Source organism: Mycobacterium sp. E3298, assembly GCF_001666895.1.
GTDB lineage: Bacteria > Actinomycetota > Actinomycetes > Mycobacteriales > Mycobacteriaceae > Mycobacterium.
The window spans coordinates 40447-60070 of sequence record NZ_LZJB01000504.1 but is presented as its reverse complement, the minus strand read 5'-3'; the positions used below and the strand labels follow the sequence as shown (position 1 = coordinate 60070).

Below are 19624 nucleotides of genomic sequence, written 5' to 3'. Positions count from 1 at the left end.
GGGTGCGGCCCCCGGTGTCGACGATGCGGTGCCGACTGCTGAACGGCTTGCCCCGCATCACGCGGTCCAGGACGGCCGAGGCGCGTTCGCGGTCCTCGGGATGCTTGTGCTTGAGCAGCAGGTCCGTGGTGGGCTCGACCTGCCCGGGCCGGTACCCGTGCATCCGCGCGACCGCGTCCGACCACTCCCAGCGCTGGCCGTCCAGGAAGAACCGGAAGCGACCGACGCGCTGCGGTTCGCCCAGCCCCAGCACCAAGTCGACCGCGCTCAGGTCGTCCTCTGCCACCACGCCGGACATCAGCGCCTCCGACGCGGCCGCCTCCCGGGTGGGCTCCCCGTCGCGCCGGTGAACGGCCTCGTCCTCGAAGTTCACGGTCATCGCGCGTTGCCCTTCAGATCCGTAACTATGTCCCTGGCATATCAATGCCCACTTTTGCGCGGGTCCATGCACGGATCAGGCTTTTCGGTACGGCTCGGCGTCGGCGTGCTTGAAGTCCAGCCCCAGCCCGGGCCGGTGTTGGTCCGGCCGCAGGGCGCCGCCGTCGGGGGGCAGGGCGCCGTCGAAGAACATGTGCTCGATGCGGTGGTGATCGTGGAAGTACTCCAGGTGCCGCAGGTTCGGTACGGCGGCCGCCACGTGGGCGTGCAGGTTGGGGGCGCAGTGCCCGGACACGTCGACGTTGTGGGCGGCGGCGACGGCCGCGGCCCGCAGCCAGTCGGTGATGCCGCCGCAGCGGGTGACGTCGATCTGCAGGCAGTCGACCGCCCCGGCGGCCAGCATGCGGTGGAAGTAGACCAGGTCGTAGCCGTACTCGCCGGCGGTGACGTCCGGGGTCACCTGGTCGCGCACCTCGTGCAGCCCGGCGAGGTCGTCGGAGGAGACGGGTTCTTCGAACCAGGTGACGTCCTGGTCGGCCATCGCGTGGGCGACCCGGATCGCCTGCTTGCGGCGGTAGGCGCCGTTGGCGTCGACATAGAGTTCCACCTCGGGCCCGATCACGCTGCGCGACAGGGCGATCCGATCGAGGTCGCGGCGCTCGTCGGAGCCCCAGGACTCGCCGATCTTGATCTTGACCCGCGGAATCTTCCACTCGTCCACCCAGCGTTCCAGCTGGGCGCGGGTCTGCCGCTCGTCGTAGGTGGTGAAGCCGCCGCTGCCGTAGATCGGCACCGCGTCGTGCGCCATGCCGAGCAGCCGGCAGACCGGTAGCTCGAGCAGCTTGCCCTTGAGGTCCCACAGGGCGGTGTCGATCGCCGAGATGGCGCACGACACCAACCCGGGCCGTCCGTTGTTGCGCATCGCCCTGACCATCGCCTGCCAGCCGCCGGTGATGTCCAGCGCGCTGTGTCCGGTGAGCGTGCCCGCGAGCGCCCCGGTGATCAACGCCGCGCAGGCGCCGTCGGCGTACGTGTAGCCGATCCCGCGCCGCCCGCCGGCCGTGACCGCGGCCAGCACCAGCGTGGTCGACGACCAGGGCAGGGTACCGTCGGCTTCCGGTGCGTCGGTGGGGATTTCGTAGACCTGCGCGGTGACGTCGTCGACGGGCGCGTCGAGCGTCATCGGGTCCACCGGCGGGCCGCGAGCCACGCGCCGAGCCCCGCCGCCCCAAGCGCGCCGGTGCCGCTGGCGACGGGATGCTGCGACGCCCACAGTTGCGGGCTCAACGTGTGGGACTTGTCGTCGAACCCGCCGTGGGCGCCGTGGTCGCTGCCCGGCTCCTGGTCGAGCGGGTGCCACAGGTTGTGCGGCCGCCCCGCGCCGACGCGCTCGTCGGTCTGCTGCGAGTCGTACCCGGTGCGGCCCAGGTAGCGGTCCAGCAGCGGTGCGACGAATTTCTGCGCGAGCAGTGTCACCATCGTGGAATCCCCGACCCAATATTGTTTGCGCCCAGGGTGATCCGCGGCGTAGAGGACACCGCGGGCGGCGACCTCGGGCTGATAGATCGGGGGCACCGGCTGGGGATGGCGCGGCAGCCGGGACAGCACCCAGGAGAACTGGGGGGTGTTGACCGCGGGCATCTGCACGACGGTCACCCGCACCTTCGAGTGCTCGTGCAGCAGCTCGCAGCGCACCGATTCGGTGAACCCGTTGATGGCATGCTTGGCGCCGCAATAGGCGGACTGCAGCGGGATGGACCGTTGGCTGAGCGCGGAGCCGACCTGGACGATGGTGCCGCGGTCCCGCGGCCGCATCTTGTTCAGCGCCGCCATGGTGCCGTGCACGTAGCCGAGGTACGACACCTCGGTCACGCGTCTGAACTCCTCCGCGGTGATCTCGCTGAACGGCGCGAACACGGAGGTGAAGGCGACATTGACCCAGACGTCGATGGGCCCGAATGCGGCCTCGGTCTCGTCGGCGGCGGCGACGACCGCGTCGTGGTCGGCGACGTCGGTCGGGATGGCCAGCGCCTTGCCGCCACCGGCTTCTACGTCGCGCGCGGCGCCGTCCAGCCCGGCGGTGCCGCGGGCGAGCAGGGCCACGTTCGCCCCGCGCCGCCCGAACAATTGGGCGGCGGCCCGCCCGATGCCGGCGCTGGCTCCGGTGATCACGATTGTCTTCGGGGTCGGTGTCATCGCCGAAATCTCCTTTCAGCCGTGATGGACGGCGTCGTCGGCCAGGGTGGACGTGCACTCCAGCATCAGCGCGTGCGCGAAGGCCTGGGGAAGGTTGCCGCGCAGCTGGCGCTGCCGGACGTCGTATTCCTCGCAGAACAATCCCGGGGGTCCGCAGGCGGCGCGGTTGCGCTCGAACCAGCGCATCGCGCAATGGTCATGTCCCAGTTGGTGTTCGGCGAGCGCCATCATGAACCCGCAGAGCAGGAACGCGCCCTCGGCGTCGCCGAGGTCCCGCTCGTCGTGCCGGAAGCGGTAGACGAACCCGTCGTCGCTGAGCTGCTCGCGGACGGCGTCCAGCGTGGCCCTGGTGCGCGGGTCGTCGGCGGGCACGGCCCCGCGCACGGGCGCCAACAGCAGCGACGCGTCGGTGCCGCGCAATCGCGGACTGCGCTGCCAGTAGCCGCCCTGCGGGTGCAGGCTGCCGGCGGCGGTGTCGGCCAGGATCGCGTCGGCCAGCGACGTGCAGGCGGCCACCTCGGGGCCGCCGCCGGCCACCTTGGCGATGGCGCGCAGCCCGGCCACGCATGCCAGGCGGGACTGCGTCCAGTGCTCGTCGTCGATCTCCCAAATGCCCGCATCCGGTTCGCGCCAGCGCTTTTCGATCGCCCCGATGGCGGTCTGCGCGGCGCGCCACCCCTCGGCGTCGAGCCGGCCGGCATTGCCCGCCCGGGCCAGCAGCTGCAGCGCCTCCCCGAAAACGTCGAGCTGGAATTGCTGGTTGACCCAATTGCCCACCTTGTCGGTGCCCCCGGGATAGCCGGGCAGGTCGAGGTCTTCCTCGCCGGGCACGCTGTCGCCGGTCACGGTGTAGGCCGGCCTGAGGTCGGGCCCGTGTTCGAGTAGGCGGGCGCCTACGAATTCGACCGCGCGGTCCAGCAATTCGTTCGCGCCGACCGTCGCCGCGGCGATACCGGCGTAGACCTGGTCGCGGATCCACGCGTAGCGGTAGTCGTAGTTGCGGTTGGTGTGCGCGCGTTCGGGCAGGCTCATCGTCGCGGCGGCGACCATCCCACCGCCGCTGCTGGTCAACCCCCGCAGCACGGCGTAGGAGTGCCGCCCATCGCGCGGGGCGATGGTGCAGTTCAGCTCGGGCATGCTGCGGTGCCACGCGGCTTCGGTTGCGTCCCAGGTGATGTCGGGGTCGGGCGGCCGGTCGGGGAGCGCGCGTTCGGAGAGCTCCAGCACGAAGTCGTGCCGACCGCCCTCGTCGACGGTGATCTCGCAGGTGAGGAGCTCCCCGCGGCCGCGCGTCCCCCGCACGGAGCGGACGTCGCAGCCGCCGGCCCAGCGCCATCGCAGCGGTCCCGACTTTCCGCTCCAGATCCCGTCGTCGACGCTCGCCTCGCCGCGGCCGTGGCGGCCGAACGCGGCGCTCGGCTGCAGCACCACCCGCACGCACGCGGTGCCGCGGCAGCCGATCAGGCGGCGCAGCAGCACCACCCGCTCGGGGTCGCCCGGAAAGGCAAGGGCCTCGCGGCATTCCACGATGCCATCGCGGGTGATCCAGCGGTTGCGCCAGATCAGGCTGCCCGGCTCGTAATAGCCGCCCCACACGTGCCGCACGTCGGTCGGGGTGATCGCGTACATCCCGCCGCCCCCGATGAGGTTGGAGAACACCGCGTCCGAGTGCCATCGCGGCGCGCACATCCACGCCACGTCGCCCTGCGGCCCGATCAGGGCGCCCCGCTCGCCGTCGGCCAGCAGCGCGTATTCGCGCAACACCCGGGGGGAGTAGGTCGCCTCGACGTCGATCGTGTGGTCAGCCACGGATCCCCGCCTCCGCCGGTCGCCTCGCCACGACGTCGGTGCCGATCTTCCGGGTCGCCATCCGTTCGGCGAGCCGTGAGGCCAGCGCCATGATCGTCAGCGCCGGGTTCGCCGAGCCCTGCGTCGGACACACCGAGCCGTCCGCCAGGAACAGGTTCGGCACGCCCCACACCCGGTGATCGGAGTCCACCACCGAGTTGTCCGGGCGGGTGCCCATCCGGGCGCCGCCGATCAGGTGGGCGAAGCGCTGGATGGTGAGCACGTCCTGGGCGCCTGCGGCCTGCAGGATGTCGCCGATCACCTCGGTGGAGTAGGCCATATTGGCCTTGTCGTTGTCGCACAACGTGTAATCGAACCGTGCCACCGGGAGGCCGTAGCGGTCCGTCTCTTCGACGAGGGTGACCCGGTTTTCCGGCAACGGCAACAACTCGTTGAGCACGCCGATGGTCGCCCAGTGGTTGTAGTCGCGCATGTACTCCCGCAACGCGCGGCCCCAATGCCCGTCGGCCAGCACGTGTTCGGCCCATCCGATGGGCAGCGGCGAGACGGTCTGGATGGAGAAGCCGCGGGCGAACCCGCGCGACGCGTCGGTCTCGTAGAACTGCTCCGAGGACACCTCGGGGGGCGGGGCCTTGTACATCCGGATTTCTTCGGGCCACCGGCCCGCCGACTGCGTGGCGCCCTGCACCATCACATAGCGGCCGACCTGGTCGTCGTTGTTGCCCAATCCATTCGGGAAGCGTTCGCTCGCCGAGTTCAGCAGCAGGCGTGGCGTTTCAATGGAATACCCGGCGATCGCGACGGCCTTGGCCCGCTGCAGCCGTTCGGTGCCGCCGGCCTCGTCGTAGTAGACGACCCCGCGGGCGGCGCCGGTCTCGTCGAGCTCGACGCGCGCGGCCATGCAGTTGGCGCGGATCTCCACCGCGTGGGCCAGCGCGTCGGGCAGGTGCGTGACGTACGGGCTGGCCTTGGCGTTGACCTTGCAGCCCTGCAGGCAGTAGCCGCGGTAGATGCAGTGGGGGCGGTTGCCGAAGGTGCCGTTGACGATGCCGACGGGCCCGACCCGCATCTCGATGCCCAGCTGCATCGCGCCCCGCCACAGCTTGGCGGCGGCACCCGAAATGGGGTGTGGCGAGAAGGAGTAACGGTGCGGGTAACCCCACGGCCAGTTCTGTCCGGCCACCGGCAACTCGAGTTCGATGCGCTCGTAGTGGCGGCGGATGTCCTCGTAGCCGATCGGCCAGTCCGCCCCGACCCCGTCGAGGGTGTGGGTGTGAAAGTCGCTGGGATGGAACCGCGGGGTGTAGCCGGCGTAGTGGACCATCGAGCCGCCCACCCCGCGCCCGGAGTTGTTCTTGCCCAACTCGATCGGGTCGTCGCCGCCGATGATGCGCTTCTGCGTCCAGTACAGGGAATGGGAGCCCGCCTCGTCGGACACCCAGTCCTCGTCCGGGTGCCAGAACGGGCCCGCCTCGATGATCACCACCCGCCAGCCGGCGCGCGCCAGCCGTTGCGCCAGCACCGATCCGCCGGCGCCCGCCCCTACGACCACCAGGTCGACCTCGTCGTCGTCGCGGTAGCGCCGCATCGTCTTTTCGCCGGGCAGGTCGCGCGCGTGCACGTCGAGCAGGAACCGTGATTCGTTGTCCTTCGGCCCGATCGCCCCCCTCAGCAGCCCACGGAGCCGGTCGCCCATCACACCTCACCCCGCTGAACCACGCGGACCGGGTCCTCGTCGGTGGCGCCCGGGGTCTCGAAGGGCTCGCGAGCGGCGGCCGGGCCGGTGGCGCCGCCGAGGCGCATGAACCCTCGCGGGTAGGCCGGTCCGCCGAACCCGATCTCGTTCCACGCCCACGGATGGGAGTAGAAGCCGGACAACACCATTCGCATGCACACCGACCAGGCGCGTTTGACGTTCATGCGCTCCCAGACCCCGCCGTCCAGGGCGCCCTGGGAGAATTGGTCGACGATCTCTTCGCGGGTGTCGGGCTCGGCTTCGGCGAACGACGCCTTGCCGTAGCGGCTGGACGCGGTCTCGTCGAGCCCCCGCAGCACCAGTCGCCAGGCGTCGCGGTCGTCGGGCATGTCGGCGTACTGGTAGCCGTCGAGGCGCCCGTCGGCGAGCTTGGAGTCGACGGATTCGGCCACCGGCACGCGCGGCTCGCGGTCCTGCGCCAGCACCGTGTCGCAGAACGCGCGCAGGCACGGCTCCTCCTCGGCGGTGAAAAACCGCAGCGGCCCGGGCGGCTCCAGCCGCGCCAGCACCACCTTCTTGGTGGCCTCGTCCCAGGTGTCGGTCGTTTCCAGCACGTCGAAATCCGGGTAGCGGCCGATCATTTGGGGTGTGACACCCCGGCGCTGCTTGGGTAGCCACGACGGGTGCGGGGGCTTGCGGTCCGCACGCAGGTTGGGCAGGTGATCCGGGCGTGAGGTGTCGGCCATCGCGCTCAGCCCCGGAACCGCTCGCGCCGCAGGATCGAGGCCAGCAGCCCCATCGCCCCGACCATGCACATCAGTCCGGGGGCCGCGATCGGCGGGCCCATGGGCACGTTGTACGACGCGTTCTTCCACCCGCCCGGCTTGCGGGCGACCCCCCGCGCGTGCAGATATTCGCCCATCAGGCCGTTGGCGGTGTAGACGCCCGCGGTGATCGGCAGCCAGAGTTTGGCCCAGCGCCGCGAGAACACCCCGCCGATTCCGGCGACGACCACGGGCGGTGTCACCACGATCGGGCTCCACATCCACTTGTTGCCGAAGCTGGCCTTGTAGTGCTCGAAATAGATTTCCGCCGTCGTGACGACGGCCGCGATCGCCGTCAACCCGGACAGCGAGCGTTCGAAGCGACCGTGCGCGACGTTGTACAACGCCCGCTCGGCGAGGTGTTCGGCCTCGCCTGTGCGTCGACCGCCGTTGCCTGACAACAACATTGGGTTCCCTTCCTCGCTCGTTGGTTCATGAATTAGCCGACTGGCTGCGCGCGCGGATCCACGCGGGTATCCGGGACATATTGCGCGGCAAGCTGATCGGGTAGCCGCGCGCGGAGAAAGCATGCCGCCGTTTTGCTCATGCGTCACCTCACTCCTGAAACGAAACACGCTCAGGCGGCCACCGCGAAGAAGGCTCGCGATGACTGCCCAGATCTGGCATGCGCCCAGCTGCGTGTTTCAACCGAGGTGGTCCCGACGGCGCGTCGTGACCGAAGCGCATCCGCTGCGTACCCGATTCCCGTCGGCGTAAACAGTTCGATCGGTGTCGGGTTGACGGCCCATCGCGCCGCCCATCTAGTTGTCGGAGGGCTGTCCTATGATCGAACACATGTTCGAGTACGTGCTGGCATCCCGTTCGACGCCGGAATCGGCGGCGTTGCTGGATCGGATGCGTGAGGCGGGGCGTGCGGAGGCACGGGCCGCCGCCGAACGTTTGGTAGCGGTGGGGGACCTGCTGGTGCTGCGCTGCCGCGATTCGGGGGAGCAGGCGGACTGGGCGGCCGACGCGTGGGAGGCGGTCGCCGCGCAGGTCGGTGCGGCGCTGGGGTGCAGTGTGGCGATGGCGCACAGCTATCTGCGGTACGCGATGGCGATGCGCGAGCGGCTGCCGCAGGTCGGCAAGGCGTTCCAGGCCGGTGATATCGACTATCGCGCGTTCCAGACGATCGTGTTTCGCACCGATCTGATCACCGATGCCGACGTGTTGGCGCGGGTGGATGCCCGACTTGCGGCGTTGCTGTCACGGCGCCCCTCGCTGACCCGGGGCGGGTTGAGCGCGGCGGTGGATCGGGTGGTGGCGCTGGTGGATGCCGATGCGGTGCGCCGGGCCAGGGAGGCGATCAACGATCGGTTCGTGGACGTGCAAGCCAACGAGTCGGGCATGGGCTGGCTGACCGGCAGCGTCTTGGGCGCCGACGGACATGCGCTGGACCGGCGGCTCGATGAGCTGGCCCGCAGCGTGTGTGGCGCCGATCCGCGTACCCACCGACAGCGGCGCGCCGACGCGCTGGGGGCGCTCGCCGCCGGGGCGGAGCGGTTGCGGTGCCAATGCGGAACGCCCGAGTGTGCAGCCACCGAGCGCACCCCGAGCGCTGTGGTGATTCACGTCCTAGCCGAGCAGGCCACCGTCGCCGGCCACGGAGCCGCCCCGGGTGTCCTGCCCGGGTTTGAGGGACTCCTGCCCGCCGAGGTGATCGCCGAGCTGGCCGGCTCGGCCAAGCTCGTGCCCCTGGGCGCCCCGGCCGAGGCGGAGCCGCGCTACACCCCGTCGAGGGGACTGGCCGATTTCGTGCGGTGCCGGGACCTGACGTGTCGGGCGCCGGGGTGTGACCGCCCGGCCGTCGACTGCGACATCGACCACACGATTCCCTACTCCGAGGGCGGTGCGACGCACCCATCGAACCTCAAATGCCTTTGCCGCCAACATCATTTGCTGAAAACTTTTTGGGGCTGGCGCGACGAGCAATTGGAGGACGGCACCCTGATCTGGCGGCTGCCCGACGGACACACCTATGTCACCACCCCGGGCAGCGCGCTGCTGTTCCCCGGCCTGTGCGCCCCCACCGGCGACGCCCCGGTCCTCCCGGCACCCGAGTGCTGCGGCGAACGCACCGCAATGATGCCGCGTCGCAAGAGAACCCGCGCCCAGAACCGGGCCCACCGCGTCTCCAGCGAGCGCCGGCACAACCGCCAAGCGCGGTTGGCCACCCAATCGACGTCCGCGGGTCCCGCACCCCCCGACGACGAACCCCCGCCGTTTTGATCCGGAGAGCTCAGACGGATTTGGTGACGCCGACGTAGGACAGCACGACGTCGGATTCGTCGGTCACCTGGGTCAGGGTCGCGTAGGACCGGATGAACGACTGCCCGACGCAGCCGTCGATCTTGACGTGGAACCCGGTAACGATGACCCGGGGATTGGCGCCCTTGAAGTCTTTCTTGGCCACCGGTACGACGATGACGACGCCGGGCTTGAGCCCCACGGTGACCACGCCGTTCAGCGGTGTGGTGATCAGCGGGACGGCCACTGGCGTGCCGGCTCCCAGGCCCGCGATGCCGAGGCCCGGGCTGACGCCGGCGCTGCCCGCGATGGTGACACCGTTGGAGGTGCTCATATCGATCCCGCAGCCGATCTCGTAACCCACCTCGAGCACCCCGCGAGGCTGTTCGAGCCCGTCCAACGAACCGAAAAACGTTCCGCGGGCGAGGTATTCGCGGGACGAGACCGCGGTGGTCAACGGCGCGATGGGGGTTTGTGACTCGTCCCTGGCTGCAAGGGTCAGGGTCCAGCCTTCGGGCGTCGTGTAGGTAACCGGATCGGACGACGGCACCCGCCCTTCGTCCGGTGCGCCCGCGGTGGCCGCGGCGTTTTCGGCGTCGGGATCGGCGGCCGCCGGTGGCGCCGAGTTCACCGACATGACGACGCACAGCGCGAGAATCGCAGCGCGACGGACGTTGACGGCTACCGGCCACACGACCGATACCGTATGCGCGGCCGGATCCCGGGCCCGAAATTTGCCGGCCGACCGGCCGAAGTCGTTTCGCGTTCGTGACCGTTATGGAACATCGGTGCGCAACTCTTACGGTAACCAGTGTTCCGGCGACCACGGAAAGGGTGGCGATGAATTCTCACTGTCGGACCATCACGTGCTGGAGCCGTGTCGGCCCGCCCCGTCCACGAACCGCATTGCGCCTGACTGCAATTCGGATTCCGAACGCGCCAAACTGTCGAACTCGAAGTCCATGGCCTCGGCCTCGCTTCGTCCCCATTGGTAGAGCGTCGACAGGCGGTCCGAGCGCAGGCATGTTTGCGGCAGCGCCGAGAGTTCGGCTGCCAGCTCCTCTGCTGCCTCACGGGCTGTGCCAGTGGGTACGACGCGATTCGCCAACCCGATAGCCAGCGCCTCGGTCGCGTCGACCGAACGTCCGGTGAGGATCAGATCCATTGCCCGACCGTGTCCGATCAGTCGGGGCAGTCGGACGGTGCCGCCGTCGATGAGAGGCAATCCCCAGCGTCGGCAGAACACTCCGAAGACGGCATCCGCCTCGACTACTCGCAAATCGCACCACACCGCCAGCTCGAGGCCGCCAGCGACGGCATAGCCACTGACAGCGGCAATCACCGGTTTGGACAGGGTCATCCGGCTAGGACCCATCGGACCTGGACCGGTTGGACTCACCGGGTTGAAGTCACCCGTCTCGGCTCCCTTCAAATCCGCGCCAGAGCAGAAACTCCCCTGATATCCCCACAGCACGGCCACCGACGCGGACTCGTCATTGTCGAACTCTTCGAACGCGGCAAGGAGCGCGGCGGCAGCAGATCCGTTGACCGCGTTGCGGGCCTCCGGACGATTCATGATCACGGTGGTGACGGGTCCGTTCTTCTCGACCCGAACACCGCCCTTGCCCTTGGGTTCAGTCGTCGCGCCCACGGCCTCGACGTTATCCGCACCAACCGCTGCGCCGATCGCGATCTGAACCCCCATTTCTAAAGGGCCTCATGGCCGGTTCTCACCTCGCTGAAAGCAAGGGCCGCGACGCTGAGTTATGCCAAGCAGGACGGCCGGGCCGGCGGCGGTGGTGAGTGCTCTCGTCGTCGCCGGATGGCAAGTGGCGACCCCGGTGGCCCGGGCCGACGTCGACTTCTACTGCAGGCCGGGCTGCTGGGGTGCGATCGCGGCGTCGCCGTCGACCGGAGAAGAGTCCATCCGCCTCAACTACCGCACCCGGCAGCAGGCCGAGGACGCCGCCGTGTTGTGGTGCGACGTCATGGGCAAGACCAACGACTGCCAGGCCCTCACGTCGGGGCTGGGGTGTCTGTCGATCGCCGAAGCCGGGGACGGGAACGCGTTGGCGGCGCGGGTCGCGCCGACCCTCGACGCGGCCGACGCGGCGGCGCTGGAGGGTGCGGGCCCCGGGGCCAAGATCGACCTGCACGACTGCAACGGTTGACCGCCCGGAGCAAATTACCTGGCCAGGACCGCCGAGCCCGCCGATGTGCCATGATGTCGGAGCTGTCAAGACACAAGGGAGCGGCCGTGGATCTCAACTTGTCGATTGTCACGCGACCGGTCGAGCGCCTGATTGCGACGGCGCAGAACGGGCTGGAGGTTGTCCGGCTGGGGGGCTTGGAAACAGGTAGCGTCCCATCGCCGTCGCAAATCGTCGAGAGCGTACCGATGTACAAGCTCCGGCGTTACTTCCCGCCCGACAGCCGGCGCGAGAAGCGGGTGGGTCCGCCGGTGCTGATGGTGCACCCGATGATGATGTCGGCGAACATGTGGGACGTCACGCGTGAGGAGGGCGCGGTGGGCATCCTGCACGCCAACGGCCTGGATCCCTGGGTGATCGACTTCGGGGAGCCCGACAAGGTGGAAGGCGGCATGCGCCGCACCCTCGCCGACCACATCGTCGCGCTGAGTCAGGCCATCGACACCGTCAAGGACGTCACCGGCAGCGACATCCACCTGGTCGGCTATTCGCAGGGCGGCATGTGGTGTTACCAGGTCGCCGCCTACCGGCGGTCGAAGAGTCTGGCCAGCATCGTCACCTTCGGTTCTCCGGTGGACACCCTGGCCGCGCTGCCGATGGGCATCCCGGCAAACTTCGCCGCGCCCGCCGCCAACTTCATGGCGGACCACGTCTTCAGCCGGCTGGCCATCCCCAGCTGGATGGCGCGCACGGGCTTCCAGATGCTCGATCCGCTCAAGACCGCCAAGGCGCGCGTCGACTTCGTGCGCCAGCTGCACGACCGCGAGGCGCTACTCCCGCGCGAGCAGCAGCGCCGCTTCCTCGAACGCGAAGGCTGGATCGCCTGGTCGGGCCCGGCGATCTCCGAACTGCTCAAGCAGTTCATCGCCCACAACCGGATGATGACCGGCGGCTTCGCCGTCAACGGCCAGATGGTCACGCTCACCGACATCACCTGTCCGGTGCTGGCCTTCGTCGGCGAGGTGGACGACATCGGGCAGCCGGCCTCGGTGCGCGGCATCCGGCGCGCCGCACCCGACGCCGAAGTCTACGAATCCACCATCCGCACAGGCCATTTCGGCTTGGTCGTGGGATCGAAAGCGGCGCAACAGAGTTGGCCGACCGTCGCCGCCTGGGTGAAGTGGCTGTCCACCGGCGGCGACAAGCCGGAGGGCATCGATCTGATGGCCGACCAGCCCGCGGAGCACACCGACAGCGGCGTCGCGCTGAGTTCCCGGATCACGCACGGCCTGGGCGAGGTCTCCGAGGCGGCGCTGGGCATGGTGCGCGGCGCGGCCAACACGGTGGTCGCGGCCAACAAGTCGATGCGCACCCTGGCCGTCGAGACGGCCCGCACCCTGCCGCGCCTGGTCCGCCTGGGGCAGATCAACGACCACACCCGCATCTCGCTGGGCCGCATCATCGAGGAACAGGCGCACGACGCCCCGCAGGGCGAATTCCTGCTCTTCGACGGGCGCGTGCACACCTACGAGGCCGTCAACCGGCGCATCAACAATGTCGTCCGCGGCCTGATCGAGGTCGGCGTGCGGCAGGGCGACCGGGTGGGCGTCCTGATGGAGACGCGACCCAGCGCGCTGGTCGCCATCGCCGCCCTGTCGCGCCTGGGCGCGATCGGGGTGGTGATGCGACCGGATGCCGACCTGGCCGCGTCGGTCCGGCTCGGCGGGGTGACAGAGCTGCTCACCGACCCCGCCAATCTGGAGGCGGTGCTGGCGTCGGACCGCCAGGGGCTGCGTCAGGTGCTGGTGCTCGGCGGCGGCGAGTCGCGCGATCTGCACCTGCCCGACGACAGCGACGTCATCGACATGGAGCAGATCGACCCGGACGCCGTCCAGCTGCCCGGGTGGTACCGCCCCAACCCGGGGCTGGCCCGCGACCTGGCGTTCATCGCGTTCAGCGCGGCCGGCGGCGAGCTGGTGGCCAAGCAGATCACCAACTACCGCTGGGCGGTGTCGGCCTTCGGGACCGCCTCGACGGCCGCCCTGGACCGCCGGGACACCGTCTACTGCCTGACCCCGCTGCACCACGAGTCGGCGCTGCTGGTGAGCCTCGGCGGCGCGGTGGTCGGCGGCACCCGCATCGCGCTGTCCCGCGGCCTGGACCGCGACCGGTTCGTCCAGGAGGTGCGGCAGTACGGCGTCACCGTGGTGTCCTACACCTGGGCCATGCTCCGCGAGATCGTCGACGATCCCGCGTTCGTGCTGCACGGCAACCACCCGGTGCGGCTGTTCATCGGTTCCGGCATGCCGACCGGCTTGTGGGGCCGGGTCGTCGACGCGTTCACGCCCGCGCACGTCGTCGAATTCTTCGCCACCACCGACGGACAAGCGGTGTTGGCCAACGTTTCCGGCGCGAAGACCGGCAGCAAGGGTCGTCCGCTGCCCGGCGCCGGACGCATCGAGCTGGCCGCCTACGACGCCGAGCACGACCTGATCCTGGAGAACGAGCGCGGCTTCGTCCAGGTCGCCGAGCCGAAACAGGTCGGGGTGCTGCTCGCCGCGTCCAACGGTCCGATCGATCCGACGGCGTCGGTCAAGCGGGGAGTGTTCGCCGCCGGCGACACCTGGATCTCCACCGAGTACCTGTTCTACCGCGACGACGACGGGGACTACTGGCTGGCGGGCCGGCGCGGCTCGGTGGTCCACACCGCGCGGGGCCTGGTGTTCGACGAGCCGGTCACCAACGTGCTGGGCTGCATCAACGGTGTCGACCTCGCGGTGACCTACAACGTGCCGCTGGGCGACCGGGAGGTCGCGGTGTCGGCGGTGACGCTGCTTCCCGGGGCCAGCATCACCGCGGCGGACCTGACGGACGCCGTCGCGAAGATTCCGATCGGGGTGGGGCCCGACATCGTCCAGGTCTGCCCGGAGATGACGCTGAGCGCGACCTACCGCCCGACCGTCAGCGCCCTGCGCGCGGCGGGAATTCCCAAGCCGGGCCGCCAGGTGTGGTACTTCGACGCCGACGGGCAGCACTTCCGAAAGCTGACCCCCGGCATCCGGTCCGAACTGAAGGGGCGCGCCGATGGTTGACGATTCGCTGCTGAGCATCCTGGTGTGCCCGGCCGACCGGGGTCCGTTGCTGCTCGTGGACGACGAATTGCTGTACAACCCGCGGCTGCGGCGCGCCTATCGCATCGAGGACGGCATTCCGGTGCTGCTCGTCGACGAGGCCCGAGATGTCGACGATGACGAGCACGCGCGCCTCATGGCACGAGGCTAGGCGGCAGATCCCCGGTGAGGTAGCGCTGCAGGTTCGGTGCGATGGTCGCCGCGACCTGCTCGGCCGGCAACGAAGCGAACGGCTCCAGCTTGAGGATGTAGCGCGCCATCACCACGCCGACCAGTTGCGACGCGACGAATTGGACGCGGATGTGTCCGCTTCCGGGTGGATTGTCAACGCGCGGGCCGACTTCCACGGCGATCACGTCCTGGATGAAGGTGCGGAACAGGCTGACTTCCGAGCCGGCGATGATGGAGCGCAGGGCGGCGACGAACGCGGTGCCGACCTCGGAATCCCACAGCGGCAACAACATCGACGGCAGGGTGTGGCCGAGCTCGTCGACGGGTACCTCGCGCAGTTGGCCGATCACCTCCATCGGGTCGATCGGGATGTGGACGGCGGCGGCGAAGAGCTTTTCCTTGGTGCCGAAGTAGTGGTGCACCAGGGCGGAATCCACCCCGGCCGCCGCGGCCACCGCGCGTATCGAGGTATTGCGAATGCCGTTCCGGGCGAACAGCTCTCGCGCGCTGGAGAGGATTCGCTCACGGGTGTCGGAGCCGCCGGCCGGCCGGCCGGGCCGCCTGCGCTGGCTGTTGGTGATCGCCACTAGGCCGTCCGCCGTCGCAGCGTGGCCGCGGCCAGGCACAGCGCCGCGAGGGCGAAGCCCAGGACGACGACGATGTCGCGCACCGCGATGTAGGTCAGCTCGGGGTGCGCGCCCACCTGTTGCAGCGCCTCCAGCGCGTAGCTCGCCGGCATCACGTTGCTGACCCACTGCAGCCAGTGCGGCATCAGCGCCCGCGGCACGATGATGCCGGCCAGCAACAGCTGCGGCACCATCACCAGCGGGATGAACTGCACCGCCTGAAACTCGGTGCGCGCGAACGCACTACACAACAGCCCCAGGCCCACGCCGAGGACGGCGTTGACGATCGCGATCACGAACACCCACGCCGGGCTGCCTGCGGTGTCGAAGCCGAGCAACCAGAACGACACGACGCACGCCAGCACCGCCTGCGCCGCGGCGGCCACCGAGAAGGCGCTGCCATAGGCGATCAGCAGGTCGAACCGGCGCAGGGGAGTGGTCAGGATCCGCTCCAGCGTCCCGGAGGCCCGTTCGCGCTGCATCGTGATGGCCGTGATGATGAACATGACGAACAGCGGGAACAGGCCCAGCAGGATCAGGCAGGCGTTGTTGAACGGCGCAGGCGTGCCGGGCCGATGCGGCGCGTTCTGAAACATGTAGTACATCAACGTGATCACCAAGACCGGCACGAACAGGATCATGGCGACGCTGCGGTGGTCGGCCGCCAGCTGGCGCAGGATTCGCGTCGTGGTGGCGGTGTAGCCCTTGAGCCCTAGCCGGCCTGGCGCATGGTGCTGCGCTTGATGATGGACAGAAACGCGTCCTCCAGTGACGTGCATCCGGTGTCCTCTCGTAGTTGGGCCGGGGTGGTGTGGGCAAGCAGGTGACCGTCGCGCATCAGCAGCAGGTCGCCGCAGTGGTCGGCTTCGTCCATGACGTGGCTGGAGACCAGCAGCGTGGTTCCGCCGCGGGCGAGCTCGGCGAACTGCTCCCAGAGATCCGCGCGCAGAACCGGGTCCAGGCCGACCGTGGGCTCGTCGAGCACGAGCAGGTCGGGCCGGCAGACCAGCGCGCAGGCCAGCGACACCCGGGTGCGCTGGCCGCCGGAAAGGTTGCCGCAGAACGCGGTTCGGTGGTCGGCCAGCCCGACCCGTTCGATCGCGTCGTCGGCGGCCTGGTGCTCGAAACCGTACAGCGCGGCGAAGTAACGGACGTTGTCGACGATCCGCAGGTCGTTGTAGATCGTCGGGTCCTGGGGGAGGTAGCCGACCCGGCGGTGCAGCGGCGCCGACCCGGCCGGGTGGCCGAGCACCTCGACGGTCCCCAAGGTCACGATCTGAGTGCCCACGATGCAGCGCATCAGGGTGGTCTTGCCGCAGCCGGACGGGCCGAGCAGGCCCGTGATGCTGCCCCGCCCGATCTGCACCGAGAAGTCGTGCAGGGCGGGGCGTTTCCCGCGGACCACCCGCAGGTGTTCGATGCGGACGGCCGGAGTCGTGATTAATTCATCACGGGATGAAGTCATCATGTGATGAATATCGTCCTCCGGCGAGGAGTTGTCAAGGGTTGGGGCGCTCGTCCAATCCGGGGCGGCGCAGCGGGAGGTGCCCGTGCACGCCCTCGGCGTAGGCGGTCTCGGCGTGCTGCGTGAGGTCGACGCCGGTGGTCTCGTCTTCCGGGCTGAGCCGGAAACCCATCACCCGGTCGATGACCTTCGCGAGCACGAACGACACCGTGAACGCGTACAGCGCCACCACGACGATCGCGAGCAGTTGCCTGCCCAACTGGGTGAAGCCGCCCCCGTAGAACAGGCCCCGCGGGCCCGCCGTCATGACCGCCGTGGCGAGCAACCCGATCAACGACACCCCGACGACGCCGCCGACGAAGTGCACACCGACCACGTCCAGCGAATCGTCATAGTTGAAGCGGAATTTCGCGCTCACCGCGAACGAGCACACGACCCCGGCCGCGAGCCCGACGACCGCCGCGCCCAGCGTGTTGACGGTGCCGCAGGACGGCGTGATGGCGACCAGCCCGGCCACCACACCGGACGCCGCGCCGAACGTCGTCGGCCTGCCGTCGCGGATTTGCTCGACCGACAGCCAGCCGAGCATGCCGAGGCACCCGGCGACGAGCGTGTTGAGGAAGATGGCCGCGGCGGTCCCGTTGACGGCCAGGGCGGAACCGGCGTTGAACCCGAACCAGCCGAACCACAGCAGGCCGACCCCGAGCAGCACGAGCGGCAGGTTGTGCGGCCGCATGGCGTCCTTTTTGAAGCCGATGCGGGGGCCGAGCGCCAGCGCCAGCGCCAGCGCGGAGGAACCGGACACGATCTCGACGACGAGGCCGCCCGCGTAGTCGAGCACACCCAGTTTGGCCAGCCAACCGCCTGGCCCCCACACCCAGTGCGCCACAACCGAATACACGACGACCGTCCAGACCGGGACGAACACCATCCAGGCCGCGAACTTCGCGCGGTCGGCGATCGCGCCGCTGACCAGTGCGGCCGTGATGATCGCGAACGTCACCTCGAAGGTGGCGAAGAGCAGCTCGGGAACCGTCCCGTGGGCGGTCTCCGGGGTGATCCCGAGCATCCCGAGGTGGCGGAGGTTGCCCAGGAACCCGCTCGCGCCGTCCTCGGAGAACGCGATGGTGTAGCCGACCAGCAGCCACGCCACCGTGACCAGCGGGATGGAGATGAAGCTCATCATGATCATGTTGAGCACGCCGGTGGTGCGGACCATCCCGCCGTAGAAGATCGCCAGGCCGGGGGTCATCAGCAGGACGAGTGCCGTGCTGGCCAGCAGCCACGCGGTGGCGGCGGGGTCGATCGGATGCATGACGTGCGCTCCTTCACTGGTCCCAAGACACCGGGATATTGCCACGGCAGCGCCGCCGGTAGGTTCGGTGGGTGGCCGCAAGCCAGCTGTTAGTCGACCCCGTCGCGGCCGCCCATCGGCTCCTCGGCGCCACGCTGACCGGCCGGGACGTCAGGGCCGTCGTCGTCGAAGTCGAGGCTTATGGTGGCGTCCCGGACGGCCCGTGGCCGGACGCCGCGGCCCACTCGTACCGCGGCATCAGCGGGCGCAACGCGGTGATGTTCGGGCCTCCCGGACGGCTGTACACCTACCGCAGCCACGGGATCCACGTCTGCGCCAACGTCTCGTGCGGACCGGACGGCACCGCCGCGGCCGTCTTGCTGCGGGCGGCCGCGCTCGAGGACGGCACCGACGTCGCGCGCGCCCGGCGCGGCGAGCTGGTCCGCGGGGCCGCCCTCGCCCGGGGACCGGGCAACCTGTGTTCGGCGCTGGGAATCACCATAGACGACAACGGGATCGACCTCTTCGATCCCGCCAGCCCGATAACGCTGGAACTCAACGAGCCGCTCACCGCCGCGTCCGGCCCCCGCGTCGGGGTCAGCCAGGCCGCCGACCGGCCCTGGCGGTTGTGGCTCGCGGGCCGGCCCGAGGTCTCGGCCTACCGGCGCAGCCCGCGGGCGCCCGCCCCGGGCACCAGCGACTAGGCGCGCGCCGGCTCGTCCGGGCGCGCCGCCGCCCGGAAGGCGGGGTCCACGCGGCGCGCGAGCACGATGAACGTCACGGCCAGCAGGGGCGCCACGGCGCTGTACAGCGCGGCGGGCGTGGCCATCTCGGCGCTGTTCAGCAGCTGGGGGCTCAGCGCGACGCCCATCGCCACGACGGCGTTGTGCATGCCGACCTCCAGGCTGACCGCCACGGCCTGCCGCGGAGCCAGCCGCATCAGGCGCGGCGCCAGGTAGCCGACCGTCAGGCTGACCGCGCAGAACGTCACGACGGCTGCCGTGAGCACCCCGATGTTGTGCCACAGCGTCTTTCGCCCTCCGGCGATGGCACCCAGGACCGCGACGATCAACAGCGCGATGGCCAGTATTCGGACCGGTTTCTGCAGGCGCCGCGCCAGCTCGGGGAAGCGGTGCCTAAATGCGACGCCGATCGCGATGGGGACGAGCACCAGGCCGAAGACCGTGAAGAACTTGTCCAGCTGAAGCGGCAGAAACCGACCCCCGCCGAGAAACCAGGTCATCGACACCGCCAGGATCGCGGGCAACGCGACGATCGACAGCACGGCATTGATTGCGGTCAGCGTCAGGTTGAGCGCCAGGTCGCCGTTGAACAGGTGGCTGAGGATGCTGGACATCGTCCCGCCGGGGGTGGCGGCCATCAGCATGAGCCCGACCGCCAGGTGGGCTTCGAGATGGAAGGCCTCGGCGATGACCAGGCACAGGGCCGGGAGCAGCAGCGACTGACAGATCAGCGCAACCACCAAAGGCCTCCGCAGCGTGGCGGCCCGCTTGAAATCGTCGATCGTGAGCGTCAGCCCGAGGGCGAGCATCACGACCACGACGACCAACGGCCAGTATCGGTTGTCCATAACGCTCCGCGTTGTCGGTGCACTTACCGCCGAAGGCGACGGCGCG

General features: G+C 69.6%; 19 protein-coding genes. 5 read left to right on the top strand and 14 right to left on the bottom strand.

The genetic code is table 11. The annotated features are described in order from the left end of the window. The 7 genes from A9X05_RS23230 to A9X05_RS23200 all read right to left on the bottom strand — a co-directional run. Window positions 1-379 (bottom strand): PAS domain-containing protein (locus A9X05_RS23230; protein ID WP_156675550.1); only part of this gene is annotated, 379 nt, incomplete at its 3' end. Window positions 380-454: 75 nt separating this feature from the next. Continuing rightward, window positions 455-1561 (bottom strand): enolase C-terminal domain-like protein, encoded by a 1107-nt coding sequence (locus A9X05_RS23225; RefSeq protein WP_067750465.1) that lies wholly within the window; start codon window positions 1559-1561, stop codon window positions 455-457. Next, window positions 1558-2574: an SDR family oxidoreductase gene (locus A9X05_RS23220; protein ID WP_197499179.1), complete on the bottom strand. Its 1017-nt coding sequence runs from the start codon at window positions 2572-2574 to the stop codon at window positions 1558-1560. The genes A9X05_RS23225 and A9X05_RS23220 overlap by 4 nt, the downstream gene beginning before the upstream one ends. Window positions 2575-2589: 15 nt before the next feature. Next, window positions 2590-4383 carry a glycoside hydrolase family 15 protein gene (locus A9X05_RS23215; protein WP_067784271.1) on the bottom strand — a complete coding sequence of 598 codons (1794 nt, stop codon included), beginning with the start codon at window positions 4381-4383 and terminating at the stop codon, window positions 2590-2592. Beyond that, on the bottom strand, window positions 4376-6079 hold the full coding sequence (locus tag A9X05_RS23210) for a GMC family oxidoreductase (protein ID WP_067784270.1): 1704 nt from the start codon (window positions 6077-6079) through the stop codon (window positions 4376-4378). The genes A9X05_RS23215 and A9X05_RS23210 overlap by 8 nt, the downstream gene beginning before the upstream one ends. Further along, window positions 6079-6825: a gluconate 2-dehydrogenase subunit 3 family protein gene (locus A9X05_RS23205; RefSeq protein ID WP_067784268.1), complete on the bottom strand. Its 747-nt coding sequence runs from the start codon at window positions 6823-6825 to the stop codon at window positions 6079-6081. Before A9X05_RS23205 ends, A9X05_RS23210 begins: the two co-directional genes overlap by 1 nt. Before the next feature lie 5 nt (window positions 6826-6830). Further along, window positions 6831-7310, bottom strand: coding sequence for a hypothetical protein (locus A9X05_RS23200; RefSeq protein WP_067750440.1), 480 nt, complete (start codon window positions 7308-7310; stop codon window positions 6831-6833). A gap of 388 nt (window positions 7311-7698) precedes the next feature. Here A9X05_RS23200 and A9X05_RS23195 point away from each other — a divergent pair, with 388 nt between their 5' ends. Next, the gene (locus A9X05_RS23195; RefSeq protein ID WP_082950277.1) at window positions 7699-9132 is read left to right on the top strand and encodes an HNH endonuclease signature motif containing protein; all 1434 of its coding nucleotides are present in this window, start codon (window positions 7699-7701) and stop codon (window positions 9130-9132) included. 10 nt (window positions 9133-9142) lie between these two features. Here A9X05_RS23195 and A9X05_RS23190 read toward each other — a convergent pair whose 3' ends face one another. Further along, window positions 9143-9787 (bottom strand): MspA family porin, encoded by a 645-nt coding sequence (locus tag A9X05_RS23190; RefSeq protein WP_067750468.1) that lies wholly within the window; start codon window positions 9785-9787, stop codon window positions 9143-9145. Window positions 9788-10012: 225 nt separating this feature from the next. After that, a complete protein-coding gene (locus A9X05_RS23185) occupies window positions 10013-10855 on the bottom strand; it encodes a crotonase/enoyl-CoA hydratase family protein (RefSeq protein WP_082971048.1) in 843 nt (280 codons plus the stop codon). A 61-nt stretch (window positions 10856-10916) separates the two neighbouring features. On the opposite strand from A9X05_RS23185, the gene A9X05_RS23180 reads away from it, so the two are divergent. Genes A9X05_RS23180 through A9X05_RS23170 form a run of 3 tightly spaced genes read left to right on the top strand, consistent with a single transcriptional unit; the run spans window position 10917 to window position 14582 of the window. Further along, window positions 10917-11321, top strand: coding sequence for a DUF4189 domain-containing protein (locus tag A9X05_RS23180; protein ID WP_082971047.1), 405 nt, complete (start codon window positions 10917-10919; stop codon window positions 11319-11321). A gap of 53 nt (window positions 11322-11374) precedes the next feature. Beyond that, window positions 11375-14392, top strand: a complete 3018-nt coding sequence (locus A9X05_RS23175; RefSeq protein ID WP_156669976.1) for an acyl-CoA synthetase — start codon at window positions 11375-11377, stop codon at window positions 14390-14392. Then, window positions 14385-14582 carry a Trm112 family protein gene (locus tag A9X05_RS23170; protein WP_067784262.1) on the top strand — a complete coding sequence of 66 codons (198 nt, stop codon included), beginning with the start codon at window positions 14385-14387 and terminating at the stop codon, window positions 14580-14582. Before A9X05_RS23175 ends, A9X05_RS23170 begins: the two co-directional genes overlap by 8 nt. Here A9X05_RS23170 and A9X05_RS23165 read toward each other — a convergent pair. Genes A9X05_RS23165 through A9X05_RS23150 form a run of 4 tightly spaced genes read right to left on the bottom strand, consistent with a single transcriptional unit; the run spans window position 14566 to window position 18008 of the window. After that, window positions 14566-15189, bottom strand: coding sequence for a TetR family transcriptional regulator (locus tag A9X05_RS23165; protein WP_067784275.1), 624 nt, complete (start codon window positions 15187-15189; stop codon window positions 14566-14568). The genes A9X05_RS23170 and A9X05_RS23165 overlap by 17 nt on opposite strands. Then, window positions 15189-16007: an ABC transporter permease gene (locus tag A9X05_RS23160; RefSeq protein ID WP_197499178.1), complete on the bottom strand. Its 819-nt coding sequence runs from the start codon at window positions 16005-16007 to the stop codon at window positions 15189-15191. Before A9X05_RS23160 ends, A9X05_RS23165 begins: the two co-directional genes overlap by 1 nt. After that, the gene (locus A9X05_RS23155; RefSeq protein ID WP_067784258.1) at window positions 15941-16696 is read right to left on the bottom strand and encodes an ABC transporter ATP-binding protein; all 756 of its coding nucleotides are present in this window, start codon (window positions 16694-16696) and stop codon (window positions 15941-15943) included. The genes A9X05_RS23160 and A9X05_RS23155 overlap by 67 nt, the downstream gene beginning before the upstream one ends. 31 nt (window positions 16697-16727) lie before the next feature. Beyond that, window positions 16728-18008: an ammonium transporter gene (locus tag A9X05_RS23150; RefSeq protein ID WP_067784257.1), complete on the bottom strand. Its 1281-nt coding sequence runs from the start codon at window positions 18006-18008 to the stop codon at window positions 16728-16730. A 71-nt stretch (window positions 18009-18079) separates the two neighbouring features. Between A9X05_RS23150 and A9X05_RS23145 the strand changes: the two genes are divergently transcribed. Then, complete coding sequence (locus A9X05_RS23145) at window positions 18080-18691, top strand: DNA-3-methyladenine glycosylase (RefSeq protein WP_067784255.1); 612 nt, start codon at window positions 18080-18082, stop codon at window positions 18689-18691. On the opposite strand, the gene A9X05_RS23140 is transcribed toward A9X05_RS23145, so the two are convergent. Then, window positions 18688-19578 (bottom strand): bile acid:sodium symporter family protein, encoded by an 891-nt coding sequence (locus A9X05_RS23140; RefSeq protein WP_067784253.1) that lies wholly within the window; start codon window positions 19576-19578, stop codon window positions 18688-18690. The genes A9X05_RS23145 and A9X05_RS23140 overlap by 4 nt on opposite strands. Window positions 19579-19624: the final 46 nt, after the last annotated feature.

Excerpts from the sequence above, each read along its gene's own strand:
- A9X05_RS23225 (WP_067750465.1), bottom strand. The coding sequence starts at position 1,561 with ATGACGCTCGACGCGCCCGTCGACGACGTCACCGCGCAGGTCTACGAA.
- A9X05_RS23220 (WP_197499179.1), bottom strand. The coding sequence starts at position 2,574 with ATGACACCGACCCCGAAGACAATCGTGATCACCGGAGCCAGCGCCGGC.
- A9X05_RS23210 (WP_067784270.1), bottom strand. The coding sequence starts at position 6,079 with ATGGGCGACCGGCTCCGTGGGCTGCTGAGGGGGGCGATCGGGCCGAAG.
- A9X05_RS23205 (WP_067784268.1), bottom strand. The coding sequence starts at position 6,825 with ATGGCCGACACCTCACGCCCGGATCACCTGCCCAACCTGCGTGCGGAC.
- A9X05_RS23200 (WP_067750440.1), bottom strand. The coding sequence starts at position 7,310 with ATGTTGTTGTCAGGCAACGGCGGTCGACGCACAGGCGAGGCCGAACAC.
- A9X05_RS23195 (WP_082950277.1), top strand. The coding sequence starts at position 7,699 with ATGTTCGAGTACGTGCTGGCATCCCGTTCGACGCCGGAATCGGCGGCG.
- A9X05_RS23190 (WP_067750468.1), bottom strand. The coding sequence starts at position 9,787 with ATGTCGGTGAACTCGGCGCCACCGGCGGCCGCCGATCCCGACGCCGAA.
- A9X05_RS23185 (WP_082971048.1), bottom strand. The coding sequence starts at position 10,855 with ATGGGGGTTCAGATCGCGATCGGCGCAGCGGTTGGTGCGGATAACGTC.
- A9X05_RS23180 (WP_082971047.1), top strand. The coding sequence starts at position 10,917 with ATGCCAAGCAGGACGGCCGGGCCGGCGGCGGTGGTGAGTGCTCTCGTC.
- A9X05_RS23175 (WP_156669976.1), top strand. The coding sequence starts at position 11,375 with ATGTCGGAGCTGTCAAGACACAAGGGAGCGGCCGTGGATCTCAACTTG.
- A9X05_RS23170 (WP_067784262.1), top strand. The coding sequence starts at position 14,385 with ATGGTTGACGATTCGCTGCTGAGCATCCTGGTGTGCCCGGCCGACCGG.
- A9X05_RS23160 (WP_197499178.1), bottom strand. The coding sequence starts at position 16,007 with ATGCACGTCACTGGAGGACGCGTTTCTGTCCATCATCAAGCGCAGCAC.
- A9X05_RS23155 (WP_067784258.1), bottom strand. The coding sequence starts at position 16,696 with ATGATGACTTCATCCCGTGATGAATTAATCACGACTCCGGCCGTCCGC.
- A9X05_RS23150 (WP_067784257.1), bottom strand. The coding sequence starts at position 18,008 with ATGCATCCGATCGACCCCGCCGCCACCGCGTGGCTGCTGGCCAGCACG.
- A9X05_RS23140 (WP_067784253.1), bottom strand. The coding sequence starts at position 19,578 with ATGGACAACCGATACTGGCCGTTGGTCGTCGTGGTCGTGATGCTCGCC.